Annotated in this window: 18 protein-coding genes; 6 read left to right on the top strand and 12 right to left on the bottom strand. The window is 56.3% G+C overall.

Translation table 11 applies throughout. From position 1 onward, the window contains the following. Positions 1-2 precede the first annotated feature (2 nt). From tdcC to ACWKXN_RS15120, 4 genes are all read left to right on the top strand, one after another. Entirely contained in the window at positions 3-1,334 is a 1,332-nt protein-coding gene (tdcC, locus tag ACWKXN_RS15135; protein WP_033146729.1) for a threonine/serine transporter TdcC, read from the top strand. Between the two features lie 30 nt (positions 1,335-1,364). Next, entirely contained in the window at positions 1,365-2,573 is a 1,209-nt protein-coding gene (tdcD, locus tag ACWKXN_RS15130) for a propionate kinase (RefSeq protein ID WP_048974687.1), read from the top strand. Between the two features lie 15 nt (positions 2,574-2,588). Beyond that, positions 2,589-4,883, top strand: a complete 2,295-nt coding sequence (gene pflB, locus ACWKXN_RS15125) for a formate C-acetyltransferase (protein ID WP_454543984.1) — start codon at positions 2,589-2,591, stop codon at positions 4,881-4,883. Between the two features lie 151 nt (positions 4,884-5,034). Then, positions 5,035-5,445, top strand: coding sequence for a Spy/CpxP family protein refolding chaperone (locus tag ACWKXN_RS15120; RefSeq protein WP_033146727.1), 411 nt, complete (start codon positions 5,035-5,037; stop codon positions 5,443-5,445). An 81-nt stretch (positions 5,446-5,526) separates the two neighbouring features. On the opposite strand, the gene ACWKXN_RS15115 is transcribed toward ACWKXN_RS15120, so the two are convergent. Beyond that, positions 5,527-6,228: a pirin family protein gene (locus tag ACWKXN_RS15115; protein WP_023309295.1), complete on the bottom strand. Its 702-nt coding sequence runs from the start codon at positions 6,226-6,228 to the stop codon at positions 5,527-5,529. Between the two features lie 104 nt (positions 6,229-6,332). Here ACWKXN_RS15115 and ACWKXN_RS15110 point away from each other — a divergent pair, with 104 nt between their 5' ends. Beyond that, positions 6,333-7,235, top strand: coding sequence for a LysR family transcriptional regulator (locus ACWKXN_RS15110; protein ID WP_029739659.1), 903 nt, complete (start codon positions 6,333-6,335; stop codon positions 7,233-7,235). A gap of 46 nt (positions 7,236-7,281) precedes the next feature. On the opposite strand, the gene ACWKXN_RS15105 is transcribed toward ACWKXN_RS15110, so the two are convergent. The 11 genes from ACWKXN_RS15105 to ACWKXN_RS15055 all read right to left on the bottom strand — a co-directional run bounded on the left by ACWKXN_RS15105 (position 7,282) and on the right by ACWKXN_RS15055 (position 14,582). Beyond that, positions 7,282-7,647 carry a DUF805 domain-containing protein gene (locus ACWKXN_RS15105; protein WP_029739660.1) on the bottom strand — a complete coding sequence of 122 codons (366 nt, stop codon included), beginning with the start codon at positions 7,645-7,647 and terminating at the stop codon, positions 7,282-7,284. A 106-nt stretch (positions 7,648-7,753) separates the two neighbouring features. Next, entirely contained in the window at positions 7,754-8,740 is a 987-nt protein-coding gene (locus ACWKXN_RS15100; RefSeq protein WP_045888059.1) for a glutathione S-transferase family protein, read from the bottom strand. Between the two features lie 71 nt (positions 8,741-8,811). Beyond that, positions 8,812-9,204 (bottom strand): DoxX family protein, encoded by a 393-nt coding sequence (locus tag ACWKXN_RS15095; protein ID WP_023309292.1) that lies wholly within the window; start codon positions 9,202-9,204, stop codon positions 8,812-8,814. A gap of 253 nt (positions 9,205-9,457) precedes the next feature. Then, positions 9,458-9,754 (bottom strand): YqjK-like family protein, encoded by a 297-nt coding sequence (locus ACWKXN_RS15090; RefSeq protein WP_033146723.1) that lies wholly within the window; start codon positions 9,752-9,754, stop codon positions 9,458-9,460. 2 nt (positions 9,755-9,756) lie between these two features. After that, positions 9,757-10,149 carry a phage holin family protein gene (locus ACWKXN_RS15085; protein ID WP_023333540.1) on the bottom strand — a complete coding sequence of 131 codons (393 nt, stop codon included), beginning with the start codon at positions 10,147-10,149 and terminating at the stop codon, positions 9,757-9,759. 1 nt (position 10,150) lies between these two features. Further along, positions 10,151-10,456 (bottom strand): DUF883 family protein, encoded by a 306-nt coding sequence (locus tag ACWKXN_RS15080; RefSeq protein WP_454543983.1) that lies wholly within the window; start codon positions 10,454-10,456, stop codon positions 10,151-10,153. Between the two features lie 31 nt (positions 10,457-10,487). Next, the gene (locus tag ACWKXN_RS15075; protein WP_023309291.1) at positions 10,488-10,856 is read right to left on the bottom strand and encodes a DUF1090 domain-containing protein; all 369 of its coding nucleotides are present in this window, start codon (positions 10,854-10,856) and stop codon (positions 10,488-10,490) included. A gap of 142 nt (positions 10,857-10,998) precedes the next feature. After that, positions 10,999-11,382 (bottom strand): EnvZ/OmpR regulon moderator MzrA, encoded by a 384-nt coding sequence (gene mzrA, locus ACWKXN_RS15070; RefSeq protein WP_039260467.1) that lies wholly within the window; start codon positions 11,380-11,382, stop codon positions 10,999-11,001. Positions 11,383-11,384: 2 nt separating this feature from the next. Further along, positions 11,385-12,047, bottom strand: a complete 663-nt coding sequence (yqjA, locus tag ACWKXN_RS15065; protein ID WP_024906405.1) for a DedA family general envelope maintenance protein YqjA — start codon at positions 12,045-12,047, stop codon at positions 11,385-11,387. Positions 12,048-12,391: 344 nt separating this feature from the next. Beyond that, positions 12,392-13,168 (bottom strand): transcriptional regulator ExuR, encoded by a 777-nt coding sequence (exuR, locus tag ACWKXN_RS15060; protein WP_023309288.1) that lies wholly within the window; start codon positions 13,166-13,168, stop codon positions 12,392-12,394. A 115-nt stretch (positions 13,169-13,283) separates the two neighbouring features. Next, complete coding sequence (locus ACWKXN_RS15055; RefSeq protein WP_023333537.1) at positions 13,284-14,582, bottom strand: MFS transporter; 1,299 nt, start codon at positions 14,580-14,582, stop codon at positions 13,284-13,286. A 475-nt stretch (positions 14,583-15,057) separates the two neighbouring features. On the opposite strand from ACWKXN_RS15055, the gene uxaC reads away from it, so the two are divergent. Then, complete coding sequence (gene uxaC / locus ACWKXN_RS15050) at positions 15,058-16,470, top strand: glucuronate isomerase (RefSeq protein ID WP_047060289.1); 1,413 nt, start codon at positions 15,058-15,060, stop codon at positions 16,468-16,470. Positions 16,471-16,482 lie beyond the last annotated feature (12 nt).

The raw sequence follows: 16,482 nt of genomic DNA, 5'->3' as shown, positions 1-16,482 counted from the left end.
CTATGAGCAACACAGAAAGCATTATCGTTGGCCAGACAAAAACGTCCTCCTGGCGTAAGTCTGATACCACATGGACGCTCGGCCTGTTTGGTACCGCCATTGGCGCAGGCGTGCTGTTCTTTCCCATTCGCGCAGGCTTTGGTGGATTGATCCCTATTCTGCTGATGCTGGTTCTCGCGTTCCCGATTGCGTTTTACTGCCACCGCGCGCTGGCGCGTTTGTGCCTCTCCGGGAGCAACGTTTCCGGCAACATCACCGAAACGGTGGAAGAGCACTTTGGTAAAACCGGTGGGGTGGTGATCACTTTCCTCTACTTCTTCGCCATTTGCCCGCTGCTGTGGATTTACGGCGTCACCATTACCAACACCTTTATGACCTTCTGGGAAAACCAGCTCCAGCTGCCTGCGCTGAACCGCGGCGTGGTGGCGCTGTTCCTGCTGCTGCTGATGGCCTTTGTTATCTGGTTTGGTAAAGACCTGATGGTGAAAGTCATGAGCTTCCTGGTGTTCCCGTTTATCGCCAGCCTTGTGCTGATTTCCCTGTCGCTGATCCCTTACTGGAACTCGGCGGTGATTGACCAGGTCAACCTGAGCGATATCGCCTTCACCGGTCATGACGGCATTCTGGTCACGGTGTGGCTGGGTATCTCCATCATGGTCTTCTCCTTCAACTTCTCGCCTATCGTCTCCTCGTTTGTGGTCTCCAAGCGCGAAGAGTACGAGCCGGAGTTCGGGAAAGCGTTCACCGAGCAGAAATGTTCCAAAATCATCGGTCGCGCCAGCATGCTGATGGTGGCCGTGGTGATGTTCTTCGCCTTTAGCTGCCTGTTTACGCTCTCTCCGCAGAACATGGCGGACGCCAAGGCGCAGAACATTCCGGTGCTCTCCTACCTGGCGAACCACTTTGCGTCAATGTCAGGAACCAAATCGACGTTCGCAACGGTACTGGAATACGGTGCCTCCATCATCGCGCTGGTGGCTATCTTCAAATCCTTCTTCGGTCATTACCTGGGCACGCTGGAAGGGCTGAACGGCCTGATCCTCAAGTTTGGCTACAAGGGCGATAAGAAGAAAGTCTCCGTTGGCAAGCTGAACACCATCAGCATGGTGTTCATCATGGGCTCCACCTGGGTTGTGGCCTACGCCAACCCGAACATTCTGGACCTTATTGAAGCCATGGGGGCGCCAATCATTGCCTCTCTGCTGTGCCTGCTGCCGATGTATGCCATCCGCAAAGCACCGGCGCTGGCGAAGTACAAAGGGCGTACCGAGAACATCTTCGTTACCGCGGTCGGCCTGCTGACCATTCTGAATATCGTTTACAAACTGTTCTAACCCATTGCTCAGGAAGAGCGGAGTCACATGATGATTGAGTTTCCGGTTGTACTGGTTATTAACTGCGGATCGTCCTCTGTTAAGTTTTCGGTGCTCGACGCCAGCAGCTGCGATGCCCTGATGACGGGCATTGCAGACGGGATCAACACCGAGAAGGCCTTTATTTCCGTGAACGGGGGTGAGCCAGCCAGACTGGCTCACCAGGACTACGAAGGGGCGCTGGCTGCCATCGCCCTGGAGCTGGAGAAGCGTAACCTGATGAGCAGCGTGGCCTTAATTGGCCACCGCATTGCGCACGGGGGAAATCTCTTCAGCGAGTCGACCCTGATCACGGAAGAGGCGATCGCGCAGATTCGCCAGGTCTCCCCGCTGGCACCGCTGCATAACTACGCCAACCTGAGCGGCGTGGAAGCGGCAGAGCGCCTGTTCCCGGGCGTGCAGCAGGTCGCGGTATTTGATACCAGCTTCCACCAGACGCTGCCGCCGCAGGCGTATCTGTACGGATTGCCGTACCGCTATTTTGAAGAGCTGGGCGTGCGCCGCTACGGCTTCCACGGCACCTCTCACCGCTACGTGGCCGCGCAGGCGCATACGCTTCTCGGGCTGTCCCCCGACGACAGCGGCCTGGTGATTGCCCATCTCGGCAACGGGGCGTCCATCTGCGCGGTGCGCAACGGCGAAAGCGTTGATACCTCGATGGGGATGACGCCGCTGGAAGGGCTGGTGATGGGGACGCGCTGCGGCGATGTGGACTTCGGCGCGATGGCGTGGATTGCCCAGCAGACCGGCCAGTCGTTTGAGGATCTGGAGCGCGTGGTCAATAAAGAGTCCGGGCTGCTGGGGATCTCCGGCATCTCCTCCGATTTACGCGCGCTGGAGAAAGCCTGGCACGAAGGCAACGAGCGGGCGCAGCTGGCTATCCATACCTTCGTGCACCGCATTGCGCGACATATTGCCGGCCATGCGGCGTCGCTGCACCGCCTGGATGGGGTGGTCTTTACCGGCGGAATTGGCGAAAACTCGAAGCTTGTCCGCACGCTGGTGGCGGAACATCTGAAAGTCTTCGGCATCATCCTCGACGACGCCAAAAATGCCCTGCCGGGGAGCGCGGGTGAGCGCGTGATCTCCACCGAATCGTCCCGCGTGGCCTGCGCGGTTATCCCTACCAACGAAGAAAAAATGATCGCGCTGGACGCCCTCCGTCTTGGAAAGGTTACCCCGGCCGCGGCTTACGCCTGATAAAGCGAGAATCACATGAAAGTAACAATCGATACGGGCGTCGCGCCCTACAGCGACGCATGGGCCGGGTTTCGCGGTGAAGAATGGAAAAACGCCGTCAACGTCCGCGATTTTATTCAGCATAACTACACCCCTTATGAAGGCGATGAAGCTTTCCTCGCGCAGGCGACGCCAGCAACGACGGCGCTGTGGCAGAAGGTAATGGTCGGCATTCGCCAGGAGAATGCCACCCACGCCCCGGTGGATTTCGACACCAACATCGCCACCACCATTACGGCCCACGGGCCGGGCTATATCGACCAGGAGCTGGAGACGATCGTCGGCCTGCAAACCGATAAGCCGCTCAAGCGTGCGCTGCACCCGTATGGCGGGATCAACATGATCCGCAGCTCGTTCGAAGCCTATGGCCGGGAGATGGATCCGCAGTTCGAATACCTGTTTACCGACCTGCGCAAAACCCACAACCAGGGCGTGTTTGACGTCTATTCGCCGGAGATAATGCGCTGCCGTAAATCCGGCGTGCTGACCGGCTTGCCGGACGGCTACGGGCGCGGACGCATCATCGGTGACTATCGCCGCGTGGCGCTATACGGGATCGCTTATCTGGTGCGCGAGCGCGAACTGCAGTTTGCCGATCTGCAGGGCAGGCTGGAGCGCGGTGAAGATCTGGAGGCGACGATCCGCCTGCGTGAAGAGCTGGCGGAGCACAGGCGCGCGCTGCTGCAGATCCAGCAGATGGCGGCGAACTATGGCTTTGATATTTCACGTCCGGCGATGAACGCCCAGGAAGCGGTGCAGTGGGTCTATTTTGCCTATCTTGCAGCGGTGAAATCCCAGAACGGCGGGGCGATGTCGCTGGGGCGCACGGCCTCGTTCCTCGATATCTACATTGAACGCGACATGCAGGCAGGAAGGCTGAATGAAGTCCAGGCGCAGGAGCTGATCGATCACTTCATCATGAAGATCCGTATGGTGCGCTTCCTGCGCACGCCGGAGTTCGACACGCTCTTCTCCGGCGATCCGATCTGGGCGACGGAAGTGATCGGCGGCATGGGGCTGGACGGGCGCACGCTGGTGACCAAAAACAGCTTCCGCTATCTGCATACCCTGCACACCATGGGGCCTGCGCCGGAGCCGAACCTGACGATCCTCTGGTCTGAACAACTGCCGATCGCGTTCAAGAAATACGCCGCGCAGGTGTCGATCGTCACCTCTTCGCTGCAGTATGAGAACGACGATCTGATGCGTGCGGACTTCAACAGCGACGACTACGCCATTGCCTGCTGCGTCAGCCCGATGGTGATCGGCAAGCAGATGCAGTTCTTTGGCGCGCGCGCCAACCTCGCCAAAACGCTGCTTTACGCGATCAACGGCGGCGTGGACGAGAAGCTGAAGATCCAGGTCGGCCCGAAAACCGAGCCGCTGCTGGACGACGTGCTGGATTACGATACCGTGATGGCGAGCCTCGACCACTTTATGGACTGGCTGGCGGTGCAGTACATCAGCGCCCTGAACCTCATTCACTACATGCATGATAAGTACAGCTACGAAGCCTCGCTGATGGCGCTGCACGACCGCGACGTCTATCGCACCATGGCATGCGGCATTGCCGGGCTGTCGGTGGCGGCGGATTCCCTGTCGGCCATTAAATACGCCACGGTGAAGCCGGTGCGCGACCACACCGGTCTGGCGGTCGATTTCGTGATTGAAGGGGACTATCCGCAGTACGGCAACAACGACGACCGCGTGGACAGCATCGCCTGCGACCTGGTGGAGCGCTTTATGAAGAAAATTCAGGCGCTGCCAACCTACCGCAACGCGGTGCCAACCCAGTCGATCCTGACTATCACCTCCAACGTGGTTTACGGCCAGAAGACCGGGAACACGCCGGACGGACGCCGCGGCGGCACGCCGTTTGCGCCTGGCGCGAACCCGATGCACGGCCGCGACAGAAAAGGGGCCGTGGCCTCGCTAACGTCGGTGGCCAAGCTGCCGTTCACCTACGCGAAAGACGGGATCTCCTACACCTTCTCCATCGTGCCGCAGGCGCTGGGCAAGGACGAGCTGGTGCGCAAAACCAACCTGGTGGGGCTGCTGGACGGGTACTTCCATCACGAAGCGTCCATTGAGGGCGGGCAGCATCTGAACGTCAACGTCATGAACCGGGAAATGCTCCTCGATGCCATCGCGCATCCCGAGAATTACCCGAACCTGACGATCCGCGTTTCAGGCTATGCGGTGCGTTTTAACGCCCTGACGCGCGAGCAGCAGCAGGATGTGATTTCGAGGACGTTTACGCAATCTATCTGACGACATTCAGGTCTCATGCCCCCTCACCCTGGGGGCATTTTTTTGCCCGCTAAACATACAAAATTGTTTATATAATTACTCACACATATTCATCCGCTCTTGAAAAACAATACGCCTGCTTTTCCCTATCACAGCATGTAAGGACAGTAAGATGATGAAAATGACCCGTATTGCGCTGGTCGCCGCCTCGCTGGCAGCGTGCAGTTTTACGGCGCAGGCCGCGAACGTTGAGGCTGCCCCGTCTCCCTCGCAGGATCCGCTCGTACAGCACCTGAAGCTCAGCAATGAGCAGGTTAAAAAGATTGAAGATCTGCATAAGCAGCTGGAACAAAATGTCAGCAAGATCCCGATGACGGGGGTGAAGGACGGCGCGCTGATCGACATGTTCCAGGCGGGTAAATGGGACGAAAGCACGGTGAAAAGCCAGCTTGCTGCCTTTAGCAAAATTGAAGAGCAGACCCGCTATTACCGCGTGAAATATTACTTCGACGTCAGCCAGGTGTTGACGCCGGAACAGCGTAAGCAGATTAGAACCGATATGGCTAACGCGCTGGCAGAGTGATTTCTTACGGCGCCGGATGATTCTGCCGTGGCTCGATCGGTTCCCTCTCCCATTGGGAGAGGGTTAGGGTGAGAGCATTCTCTAAACCGGCAAATCAATCAGCAGCGCGCGCAGCGGCGTATCCGCCACCAGGGTGATATTCGCTTCATCACGAATAAACGCCCCGTCGCCGCAGGTGAGCGCTTCTTTCTCTTCCGTGTGCGTCACCGCATGTACCGTACCGTGAATAGACTGCAAATAGGCGCGCGGACCATGAAGCTGGAAGCTCGCCTGTTCACCTTTCTTCAGTTCGATATGGTGCAGCCACACCTGCTGGCGCAGCTGCAGACTACCTTTACTGCCGTCCGGCGATGCAATCAGCTGCTGCTTATCGCCCGTTAAATCTAACTTCTGTACCAGCGGATTTTCCCGCTCGGGGCAGGCGTCCAGCCACAGCTGCATACGGGTCAGCGTTTTGTCTTTGCTGAGGTTATGCTCGCTGTAGCTGATGCCCGGCTGCGTGGAAATTAACAACGCTTCGCCAGCCTTTGCCTGGACATGATTGCCCTCGCTATCGCGGTATTCTGCCTCGCCTTCCAGGATCAGGTTCAGGATATCGACTTTCGGGTACGTACGCGGCTGGAAGGAGGCGCCCGGGGCGAGCACTTCCTGGTTTAACACGCGCAGTGAAGCGTAACCGAGGAGTTTAGGGTCAAAGTAGTGTCCAAAGGAAAAGGTGTAGCGGGCCTGCAGCCAACCGAAATCGGCTTGTCCGCACTGTTTAGCTGTTCTTGTCGTAATCATAAACTTGACCTCTCTTTACACTAAAACAATGGTAAAGGTATGGACGCTGCATTGTTAGCCAGATATTCTGCCCGGTATGTTCAAATTTCCTGAATGAGAACGAGATGGCTAAAGAGAGAGCATTGACGCTTGAGGCGCTTCGCGTCATGGACGCGATTGACCGGCGCGGCAGTTTTGCGGCGGCGGCAGATGAGCTGGGGCGCGTTCCGTCTGCGCTAAGCTACACCATGCAGAAGCTGGAGGAAGAGCTGGACGTGGTGCTGTTTGACCGCTCCGGTCATCGAACAAAATTCACCAACGTGGGGCGAATGCTGCTGGAGCGCGGCCGCGTGCTGCTCGAAGCGGCGGACAAGCTCACGACGGACGCCGAAGCGCTGGCGCGCGGCTGGGAAACCCATCTGACGTTAGTTACCGAAGCGCTGGTGCCGACAGAAGCGCTGTTCCCGCTGGTGGACCGCCTGGCGGCGAAGGCCAATACGCAGCTGTCAATCATCACCGAGGTGCTGGCAGGCGCGTGGGAACGTCTGGAAACGGGCAGGGCGGATATTGTAATTGCGCCGGACATGCACTTCCGTTCCTCATCGGAAATCAACTCGCGCAAGCTCTACAGCGTGATGAACGTCTATGTTGCCGCACCTAATCACCCGATTCACCAGGAGCCGGAGCCGCTCTCTGAAGTGACGCGCGTGAAGTATCGCGGCGTGGCGGTAGCGGATACCGCGCGCGAGCGTCCGGTGCTGACGGTGCAGCTGCTGGATAAACAGCCTCGTCTGACGGTCACGTCACTGGAAGACAAACGGCAGGCGCTATTGGCCGGTCTGGGCGTGGCGACCATGCCGTACCCGTTTGTCGAAAAAGACATTGCAGAAGGGCGGCTGCGCGTTGTCAGCCCTGAATATAGCCACGAGGTGGATATCATTATGGCGTGGCGCCGTGACAGCATGGGCGAAGCCAAATCATGGTGTTTACGCGAAATTCCGAAGCTTTTCACGCAATACAATAAATAAAATCTTAATTGGTAGGCCCGGTAAGCGAAGCGCCACCGGGCTTTTTTTATGCACCGATCTTAGGATCCGGACCAAAGCGGTTTTCGCCCGGCGTCCCGCTCTGGCAGTTGAAGATCAAAATCACGATCCAGCCAATAATCGGGATCAGCAGCAGCAATAACCACCACGCTGAACGATCGGTGTCGTGTAGTCGACGGAACAGCACCGCCCACGATGGCAGCAGGACTAACAGGCCATAAATGGTGGTCAGCACGCCTTCACCGCCAGCCCGCTCCCAGCCAAGAATTTTATCCACAATACCCAGCACCATAATGAGAATGAAGTTCACCAGAACGAACATCCAGTACTCTTTGCGGCGGGCACGGCCACCAAATCCAATGTAGTTACGCAGTACTTTTAAATACCAGTCCATTTTCCTTGCCTCATTAGTCAGTCAATCACTTGTTTTCTAAGCGATCGAGGTAAGGATAGATGGAGATTGTGAATTAAAAAAGGGCATCTGGTGATGCCCTTCGTATTTATCCAAATCGGACGTCGCGCCCGTGAGGTTCATCCAGATCCTGCCACGGCCCAATGGAGATAATGCCCGTCGGGTTGATGGTTTTGTGGCTGCGGAAATAGTGGGTGCGGATATGGTCGAAATCGACCGTGTCGGCAATACCCGGCATCTGGTAGATGTCACGCAGGAAACCATGCAGGTTCAGGTAATCGCTGATGCGGTGTTTGTCGCACTTAAAGTGGGTGACATAGACCGGATCGAAGCGAACCAGCGTGGTCCACAGGCGGATGTCCGCTTCCGTCAGGCGATCGCCCGTCAGGTAGCGATGCTGGCCCAGGATCTGCTCGAGACGCTCCAGCGATTCAAACACCTTTCCAACCGCTTCGTCATACGCTTCCTGGCTGGTGGCGAAACCGGCCTTGTAGACACCGTTGTTGACGTTGTCGTAAATCCAGCCGTTCAGCTCGTCAATTTTCTCACGCAGCTCAGCCGGATAGTAATCTCCGGCGCGGGCACCGTGCGCGTCAAACGCGGTATTGAACATGCGGATAATTTCCGCAGACTCATTGCTGACAATCGTCTGGTTTTTCTTGTCCCACAGCACCGGCACGGTAACGCGCCCGGTGTAGTGAGGATCGGCGCGCAGATAGAGCTGGTAAAGGAAATCGTGGTGGTAGAGATCGTCGCCGGTCGCCGCGGGGAAATCACTGTCAAACGTCCAGCCGTTTTCCAGCATCAGCGGGTTCACGACCGAAACCGGAATTAAGGATTCGAGACCTTTAAGCTTGCGCACAATCAGCGTGCGGTGTGCCCACGGGCAGGCAAGCGAAACATAAAGATGATAACGGTCTTTCTCAGCCGCGAAGCCGCCTTCGCCGCTCGGGCCTGGCGCGCCGTCGGCGGTCAGCCAGTTACGGAAGGCCGAAACTGAGCGCTTGAAGCGACCTCCGGTGGATTTGGTGTCATACCAGACATCCTGCCATACGCCGTCTACGAGTTGTCCCATTTTTTCTCCTCCGTCAGATAGCAAAAGCGAGGAGATGTCTCCTCGCTTTGTGTTCATTCAGTATAGCGTGCTTACCACTTCTTATTCAGAACGCGGTCGATGCTGTATGCGCCCGGGCCAGTGACGGCCAGCAGCAGGAAGCCACCCGCGATGGTCAGGTTTTTCATGAACATCAGAGAGTTCACGCCTTCCGCAAAGTTGCTGTGGAAGATGAACGCTGTCAGCACGGTGAAGCCTGCGGTAAACAGCGCGGTGGTACGGGTCAGGAAGCCGAACAGTACCGCGAGGCCGCCGCCGAACTCAAGAAGAATGGTCAGCGGCAGCAGGAACCCCGGAACGCCCATGGCTTCCATATACTGCTGGGTACCCGCATAACCGGTGATTTTTCCCCAACCTGCCACGATGAACAGAATTGGCATCAGAATACGCGCGACCAGTACACCAACATCTTCTAATTTTTTCATTTTACTCTCCAGGAAACCACATGAGCGGCTGAACATTATTTGTCTGCAATTCCGGGTAGATACCGCGGCGTTGCTGTTGATGGAGAGGATAATAAACGGGGCGGGTGGTAATTGTTAGCAAGGAAAACTGTCAATCTTCTTCAAAGATATTGAGTAAGGGAACGTGCGCGCTGGTGCCATCACCCCAACCCTTTCCCACGGGGAGAGGGCGCAAAAACAAAAAACGGTAACCTGAGTTACCGTTTTGCTTTTATCACCGCAGCTGCTGCTGCCGTAACGTTGCTTTCACCAGACGCCAGGCGCTCCAGGCGCCGAATCCACGACGAGCCCAGCGGATCAGCATGTTCGGATGACGAACCGTCCAGATCGCCATCACGCTGCTGCCGACCAGCGCCCACGAACGCAGGCTCAGGACGGTATTCCAGCCCCGGTCAAACCGTCGCGTCGCGTCGATCCAGTCGCGACGACTGGCAGACAGATCCAGCCGTTGCTGCTGGATCTGGCTTAACAGGTACGCTTTTCGCTTTTGACGTTCGGCTTTATCGCTCACGGCTAGTCATCCTCCAGCAGAGCGCGATCGTTCGCCAGCTCCTGACGCGTATGGCGCAGGAAAGTGGATTTGCGCGCTTTACGCAGCGTCCAGATACCGCCTATCAACGCAGCGACCAGCAGAACGACGGTGGTGGCAATCATCGCGTTAAGACGATACTGCGGATCGATGGCCCAGATGATTAACACCATCAGGCTCATCAGACCAAACGCTGCAAAGAGCATGGTCAGCCCGAGCATTAGCAGCATCTGGAAGAGGTTCGCTTTCTCCTCTTCCAGCTCCACCACTGCCAGCCGGACGCGCGTTTCGGCAATCCCGACCAGCGTCGTTAAAATACGCTGGCCGATGCCGAGGACGTTGTTAGCAGGCCCTTGTGCGTGACGAGGATCTTCCATATCAACGACGCGTCAGAAGGACACCCAGTACCACACCCACTGCGGCACCAATCCCAACACCCGTCCATGGATTATCACGCACATATTCGTCCGCGCGGGCAGCCGCTTCGCGGGTCTGTTTCGCCAGCGCATCACCGGTTTCACCCAGGCGATAGCGGCTCTCTTTCAGCGCCTGCTCCGCCTTTCTGCGCAGCTTGCTGACCTCTTCTTTTGACTTGTCAGCAGAGGAGTTCAGCACCTCTTCAAGGGTATCGGCCAGGGATTTCAGTTCAGCGCGCAGATGTTCAGACGTCGTATCTTTTGACATGATTCTCTCTCCTGTTGAGATTTCCGTTAACTCAATAATCGCGAGCTTCCAGCGCTTTCAGGTCGTCCTGCGCTTCTTTCAACTTCTTCTCGCGCTTAGCAATTTTTTCCGCATCTCCTTTCTCTTTCGCTTCCTGCAGGTCGCGACGGCGCTCGGCTATCTCGTCCTTCTGTTCAGCGATTTTCTTCTTGTGATCGGCACGAAGCTTGCTGTCTGAACAGTTCGCTTTCACTTCGCTCAGCGCTTTTTTAAGACCATCAACACGGTGCTGATTGTTATGCTTTTCGGCATAACCGATCTCACGCTGAATATCCTGTTCTTTCTCCTGACAGAGAGAGTTTGCGAAGGATGCTGTGCTTAAAGAAAAAAGGGCCAGAGCCAGAGTCATGCGGAATTTCATTATCGAAACCTTCCATTGTGTTGCGGCGTTAGCCGCTATCCAAAGTTATGCGGAGTACATCGAGGGGTGCTCCGCGTACTTAAGCATAGTAAGTAAACGGGGGATTCACCAAAGTGAGTGAAAAGATTCGGAATCCTGGAAGTTATCCAAACCGATGCGACGTATCGCGAATCAATGACAGCCAGGCTGCAGGCTGGCTGTCATCTTCCTGCTGGGCAATGATATACCCGTGCGGCAGCGTACGGTCGAGAACCACTTTCGCGGCGGCACTTTGCGCACGGGAATCAAACTTGATCAGTAAAACATCGTCCTGCGGGGTAATGCTCTTAAAGCGGATCCCGTTCGCGTCCAGATGATGCCAGACAGAAAAACCGTCAGGCACGCTGGCGCCCTGGTTTACCGGGCGAATAGCCAGCGTCGATTCCTGATGCGAAAGCGCGCTCCATGCCAGCAGCATGGCGCTGAGGACGATCAGCGTAATCACGGCAACCGCAAAACGGCGCAGGGCGAGCGGTGAGATAGCCATCGTTAGCCTCTGGCTCCGTATTTCTTCTTCCACAGGACAACCAGTGAGCCAATCAGGCCGAAGACCAGCAGAACCACAGGCAGCAGCATCAGGCAGGACATCAGCTGATCTTCATATTTCATAAAGACCGGCGTTTTACCCAGCGCATAGCCGAGCGTCGTCAGAATAAGCACCCATAGCAGGCCGCTCATCCAGTTAAAGAACTGGAAGCGCGTGCTGCTCAACCCCGACAGACCGGCAATGGTCGGCAACAGGGTGCGAACAAAGGCGATAAAGCGGCCAATCAGCAGCGCGGAAAGCCCGTGCTTGTGGAAAAGGTGGTGCGCCCGCTGGTGATAATGCGCGGGAAGATGAGAGAGCCAGTTCTGGACGATCCGGGTATTGCCCAGCCATCGTCCCTGGATATAGCTCACCCAGCAGCCGAGGCTTGCCGCAACGGTCAGTAATAAAATGGTGTGTGGAAACGCCATCGCCCCTTTGGCACACAGCACGCCGACAAGCACCAGCAAACTGTCACCGGGCAGGAAGGCAGCAGGCAGCAAACCGTTCTCAAGGAACAGGATCATAAACAAGACGAAATAGAGCATGCCAATCATGGAAGGGTTGGCCAGCGTTTCAAAATCCTGCGCCCAGAGGGCATGCAGTAGTTGGGTCAAAAGTTCCATTCAGTGTTCCTGGAAATCGGTTAACGTCACGCCTGTTATCCGGGACATACAGCACGGCGACATTGTTGTGATTTCATTATGGTCGCTCGCGGACACATTGCGGTGTGGCCAACACTGTTCCCTGTTAATTGGCTGGTTAGCAAGCACTAACTTACAAAATAAGGAATTGAATCCAATTGTAACAAAGCCCAACGTTCTGCGTCACAGAATTTGCAGGGGTGAATTGATTTTGGCGTAAGCCCAGGAAGTGAGCGAGGGGATTTACAAAGGCTGACACTATATATGTTTTGCTTACTCCTGTAAGCCGGAAGGCGCAACGTAGCGCCTGCCAGCAGAAAGGTCATCTATTTTGCGGCACTGGAAGCCGTATCGAGATGAACAACCGGATTATCGGCAAAAAGATAGCGGTCAGCGTTAAATTCAAAGTCATCGCTGGTTTCGTTGAACAGCATCTGCTTGGTGTTTTCCAGGTGTTGCCACATCGCCAGCTTAGCGGCATGCGGATCTTTACGAATCAGCGCCTTAAGGATTTGGTCGTGATCGTCGCACCAGTTGTCGACGGTACGGGAATCGATATGGTCGTGCAGTTTTTTCCAGTACGGGTTGTGAACGCGCTGAGTCCACATTTTTTCAACGATTGCCGCCAGGGCCGTATTTTGGGTTGCCAGGGCGACCTGAACGTGGAACTGCAGATCCCACTCTGAATCGCGGAAACATTTTTCCTTACGGGCATTCTCCTGGATCTCCATCAGCTTCATGATGTCCTGCTTGGTCACCTGCGTCGCCGCAAACTCAGCAATATTGCTTTCGATCAGCTGGCGAGCCTGGAGCAGCTCAAACGGGCCATAGCTGGCGAATTCCAGACTTTCGTCCGCGACGGGAGAGTGTTTCGGCAGATTAGAAATCACGTGAATGCCGGAGCCTTTGCGTACCTCAACGTAGCCTTCCACTTCCAGCATGATAATCGCTTCACGCACCACCGTGCGGCTGACGCTTTTTTCATCCGCGATAAAGCGCTCGGCGGGAAGTTTATCACCGACAAGATAGACCCCTTGCTCGATGCGATCTTTCAGCTCCGCAGCAAGTTGTTGATACAAACGACGTGGTTCGGTGATTTCCATATGCGCTCCAGGCAGGGTACGGCAGATGATTTGTTATACCACTTTTGCGTGCCACTCTCCAGATTTTGCCATTAAAAAAGCCGCCCGGAGGCGGCTTCGGCGAAACGCATTTTCGCTAACTCTGCGTCGCCGGTTTCCCGAGGGACTCTTTCGCCAGCTCCTCTGCGGATTTGCTTTTCAGCACCGTCCAGATAACCACCGCACCCATCAGGTCGAAGATCGCCAGCACCGCGAACAGCGGGCTGAAGCCGATGGTATCCGCCAGCGCGCCGACCACCAGTGCAAACATGGTGCTCGCGGTCCAGGCGGCCATGCCGGTCAGGCCGTTGGCGGTTGCCACTTCGTTACGACCAAAGACGTCAGACGAGAGCGTAATCAGCGCGCCGGACAGGGACTGGTGCGCAAAGCCACCGATGCACAGCAGGGCAATGGCAACGTACGGGCTGGTGAACAGGCCGATCATGCCTGGGCCGATCATCAGCAGCGCGCCCATGGTCACCACCATCTTACGGGAAACGATCAGGTTCACGCCAAACCAGCGCTGGAACAGCGGTGGCAGGTAGCCGCCCACGATACAGCCCAGGTCAGCGAACAGCATGGGCATCCAGGCGAACATCGCGATCTCTTTCAGGTTAAAGCCGTAGACTTTAAACATGAACAGGGGGATCCACGCGTTAAAGGTACCCCAGGCCGGTTCAGCCAGGAAACGCGGCAGGGCGATGCCCCAGAACTGACGGGTGCCCAGGATCTGCCAGACGGTCATTTTTTTGCCGTTGTTGGTCTGATGCTGCGCTTCCTGACCGCCAATGATGTATTCACGTTCTTCTTCGGAGAGTTTTTTCTGATCGCGCGGGTGTTTGTAGAAAATCAGCCACGCCATCGCCCAGGCGAAGCTCAGCACGCCTGAGATGATGAACGCCATCTGCCAGCTGTGCATCACGATGGCCCACACCACCAGCGGCGGCGCTATCATAGCCCCAATGGACGAGCCCACGTTGAAGTAGCCGACCGCAATGGAACGCTCTTTCGCCGGGAACCACTCGGAGCTGGCCTTCAGACCCGCCGGGATCATCGCGGCTTCAGCCGCACCGACCGCACCGCGCGCCAGCGCCAGTCCACCCCAGCTGCCTGCCAGCGCGGTTGCACCGCAGAACACCGCCCAGGCGATGGCGAAGAAGGCATAACCGATTTTGGTACCGAGAATGTCCAGCACATAGCCCGCAACAGGCTGCATGATGGTATACGCCGCGGAATAGGCGGCAATGATGTAGGAGTATTGCTGCGTGGAGATATGCAGCTCTTCCATCAACGTTGGCGCTGCTGCTGCCACGGTGTTACGCGTCAGGTAGCCCAGCACGGTGCCTAACGTCACCAGTGCGATCATATACCAACGTAACCCTTTAATTTTACGCATCTAAAACCTCATCGTTATGTTATTTCCGCGCCAGAGCACGGCAACCTCTCAACCGTTTCCGGGAGCAGTTGTGTAACGGGAGGGGCGTAACCAGGAGCATGTCCCGGAACGGCCCGAACCTTGCCATAAGTAAGCGTGCATAAGTCGGTATCCGTACCGTTAAACCCGATGTCTCTCACACCGGTAATGCATTCCGTCGGCTGAGTGTTTGCGACGGCGAAAAGATAACTTGTCATACAACTTTAAAAGGTGAGTGACATCACAAATGTATGATTCTTTGTGGGGACATTAATCGTCGCGCGCAAAGCCAGTATTGGCGCGGCCTGCAGAAGGGTTTGCTTCATTGAGGGTAATTTATTTGTTGGCGTTTATTGATCTCACTCACGAAAAAAGCTTCGGTTGGTGGAAATTGGTGTGATAACTTTGCAGCATATGAACATACGCTTTCTGCGCTCCCGTAATGAGGAAGACGATAATGACGCCGTTTATGACCGAAGATTTTCTGTTAGATACCGAATTTGCTCGCCGCCTGTACCACGACTACGCAAAAGACCAGCCGATTTTCGACTACCACTGCCATTTACCGCCGCAGCAGGTTGCCGAAAATTATCGCTTCAAAAACCTGTATGACATCTGGCTGAAGGGTGACCACTATAAATGGCGTGCCATGCGCACCAACGGCGTGGCGGAGCGCCTGTGTACCGGCGATGCGACCGACCGCGAGAAGTTTGACGCCTGGGCGGCAACCGTTCCGCACACCATCGGCAACCCGCTCTACCACTGGACCCATCTTGAACTCCGCCGTCCGTTTGGCATCACCGGCAAGCTGCTTTCCCCAACGACCGCGGATGAAATATGGGATCGCTGCAACGCGCTGCTGGCGCAGGATAACTTTTCCGCGCGCGGCATCATGAAGCAGATGAACGTGAAGATGGTGGGCACCACCGACGATCCGATCGACTCCCTGGAGCATCATGCCGTTGTCGCGAAAGACACCTCTTTTGATATCAAAGTGCTGCCAAGCTGGCGCCCGGACAAAGCCTTCAACATTGAGCAGGCCACCTTCACCGACTACATGGCGAAGCTGGCGGAAGTGTCGGATACCGATATCCGTCGTTTCGCTGACCTGCAAACCGCGCTGACCAAACGTCTGGATCACTTCGCGGCGCACGGCTGTAAAGTGTCTGACCACGCGCTGGACGTAGTGCTGTTTGCGGAATCAAACGAAGCCGAGCTGGACAGCATTCTGGCGCGTCGTCTCTCTGGCGAAGGCTTAAGCGAGCACGAAGTGGCGCAGTTCAAAACGGCGGTGCTGGTATTCCTCGGTGCGGAATACGCGCGTCGCGGCTGGGTACAGCAGTACCATATCGGCGCGCTGCGCAATAACAACCAGCGCCAGTTCAAACTGCTCGGTGCTGACGTGGGCTTCGACTCCATCAACGACCGTCCGCTGGCGGAAGAGCTGTCAAAACTGCTGAGCAAACAGAACGAACAAAACCTGCTGCCTAAAACCATCCTGTACTGCCTGAACCCGCGCGATAACGAAGTGCTGGGTACCATGGTCGGCAACTTCCAGGGCGAAGGGATGCCGGGCAAGATGCAGTTCGGTTCCGGCTGGTGGTTTAACGATCAGAAAGATGGCATGGAGCGTCAGATGACGCAGCTCGCGCAGCTGGGTCTGCTGAGCCGCTTTGTCGGCATGCTGACCGACAGCCGCAGCTTCCTATCCTATACCCGTCATGAATATTTCCGACGCATTCTGTGCCAGATGATTGGCCGCTGGGTACACGCGGGCGAAGCGCCAGCGGATATCCAGCTGCTGGGCGAAATGGTGAGAAACATCTGCTTTAACAATGCGCGTGACTACTTCGCCATTGAACTGAACTAAGGCCGTTTGAGG

It is taken from the genome of Enterobacter sp. UPMP2060 (assembly GCF_053709655.1).
This window is presented reverse-complemented; position numbering and strand designations above follow the sequence as displayed.

Coding starts and splice junctions, on each gene's coding strand:
- tdcC (WP_033146729.1), top strand. CDS start 3: ATGAGCAACACAGAAAGCATTATCGTTGGCCAGACAAAAACGTCCTCC.
- tdcD (WP_048974687.1), top strand. CDS start 1,365: ATGATTGAGTTTCCGGTTGTACTGGTTATTAACTGCGGATCGTCCTCT.
- pflB (WP_454543984.1), top strand. CDS start 2,589: ATGAAAGTAACAATCGATACGGGCGTCGCGCCCTACAGCGACGCATGG.
- ACWKXN_RS15120 (WP_033146727.1), top strand. CDS start 5,035: ATGATGAAAATGACCCGTATTGCGCTGGTCGCCGCCTCGCTGGCAGCG.
- ACWKXN_RS15115 (WP_023309295.1), bottom strand. CDS start 6,228: ATGATTACGACAAGAACAGCTAAACAGTGCGGACAAGCCGATTTCGGT.
- ACWKXN_RS15110 (WP_029739659.1), top strand. CDS start 6,333: ATGGCTAAAGAGAGAGCATTGACGCTTGAGGCGCTTCGCGTCATGGAC.
- ACWKXN_RS15105 (WP_029739660.1), bottom strand. CDS start 7,647: ATGGACTGGTATTTAAAAGTACTGCGTAACTACATTGGATTTGGTGGC.
- ACWKXN_RS15100 (WP_045888059.1), bottom strand. CDS start 8,740: ATGGGACAACTCGTAGACGGCGTATGGCAGGATGTCTGGTATGACACC.
- ACWKXN_RS15095 (WP_023309292.1), bottom strand. CDS start 9,204: ATGAAAAAATTAGAAGATGTTGGTGTACTGGTCGCGCGTATTCTGATG.
- ACWKXN_RS15085 (WP_023333540.1), bottom strand. CDS start 10,149: ATGGAAGATCCTCGTCACGCACAAGGGCCTGCTAACAACGTCCTCGGC.
- ACWKXN_RS15080 (WP_454543983.1), bottom strand. CDS start 10,456: ATGTCAAAAGATACGACGTCTGAACATCTGCGCGCTGAACTGAAATCC.
- ACWKXN_RS15075 (WP_023309291.1), bottom strand. CDS start 10,856: ATGAAATTCCGCATGACTCTGGCTCTGGCCCTTTTTTCTTTAAGCACA.
- mzrA (WP_039260467.1), bottom strand. CDS start 11,382: ATGGCTATCTCACCGCTCGCCCTGCGCCGTTTTGCGGTTGCCGTGATT.
- yqjA (WP_024906405.1), bottom strand. CDS start 12,047: ATGGAACTTTTGACCCAACTACTGCATGCCCTCTGGGCGCAGGATTTT.
- exuR (WP_023309288.1), bottom strand. CDS start 13,168: ATGGAAATCACCGAACCACGTCGTTTGTATCAACAACTTGCTGCGGAG.
- ACWKXN_RS15055 (WP_023333537.1), bottom strand. CDS start 14,582: ATGCGTAAAATTAAAGGGTTACGTTGGTATATGATCGCACTGGTGACG.
- uxaC (WP_047060289.1), top strand. CDS start 15,058: ATGACGCCGTTTATGACCGAAGATTTTCTGTTAGATACCGAATTTGCT.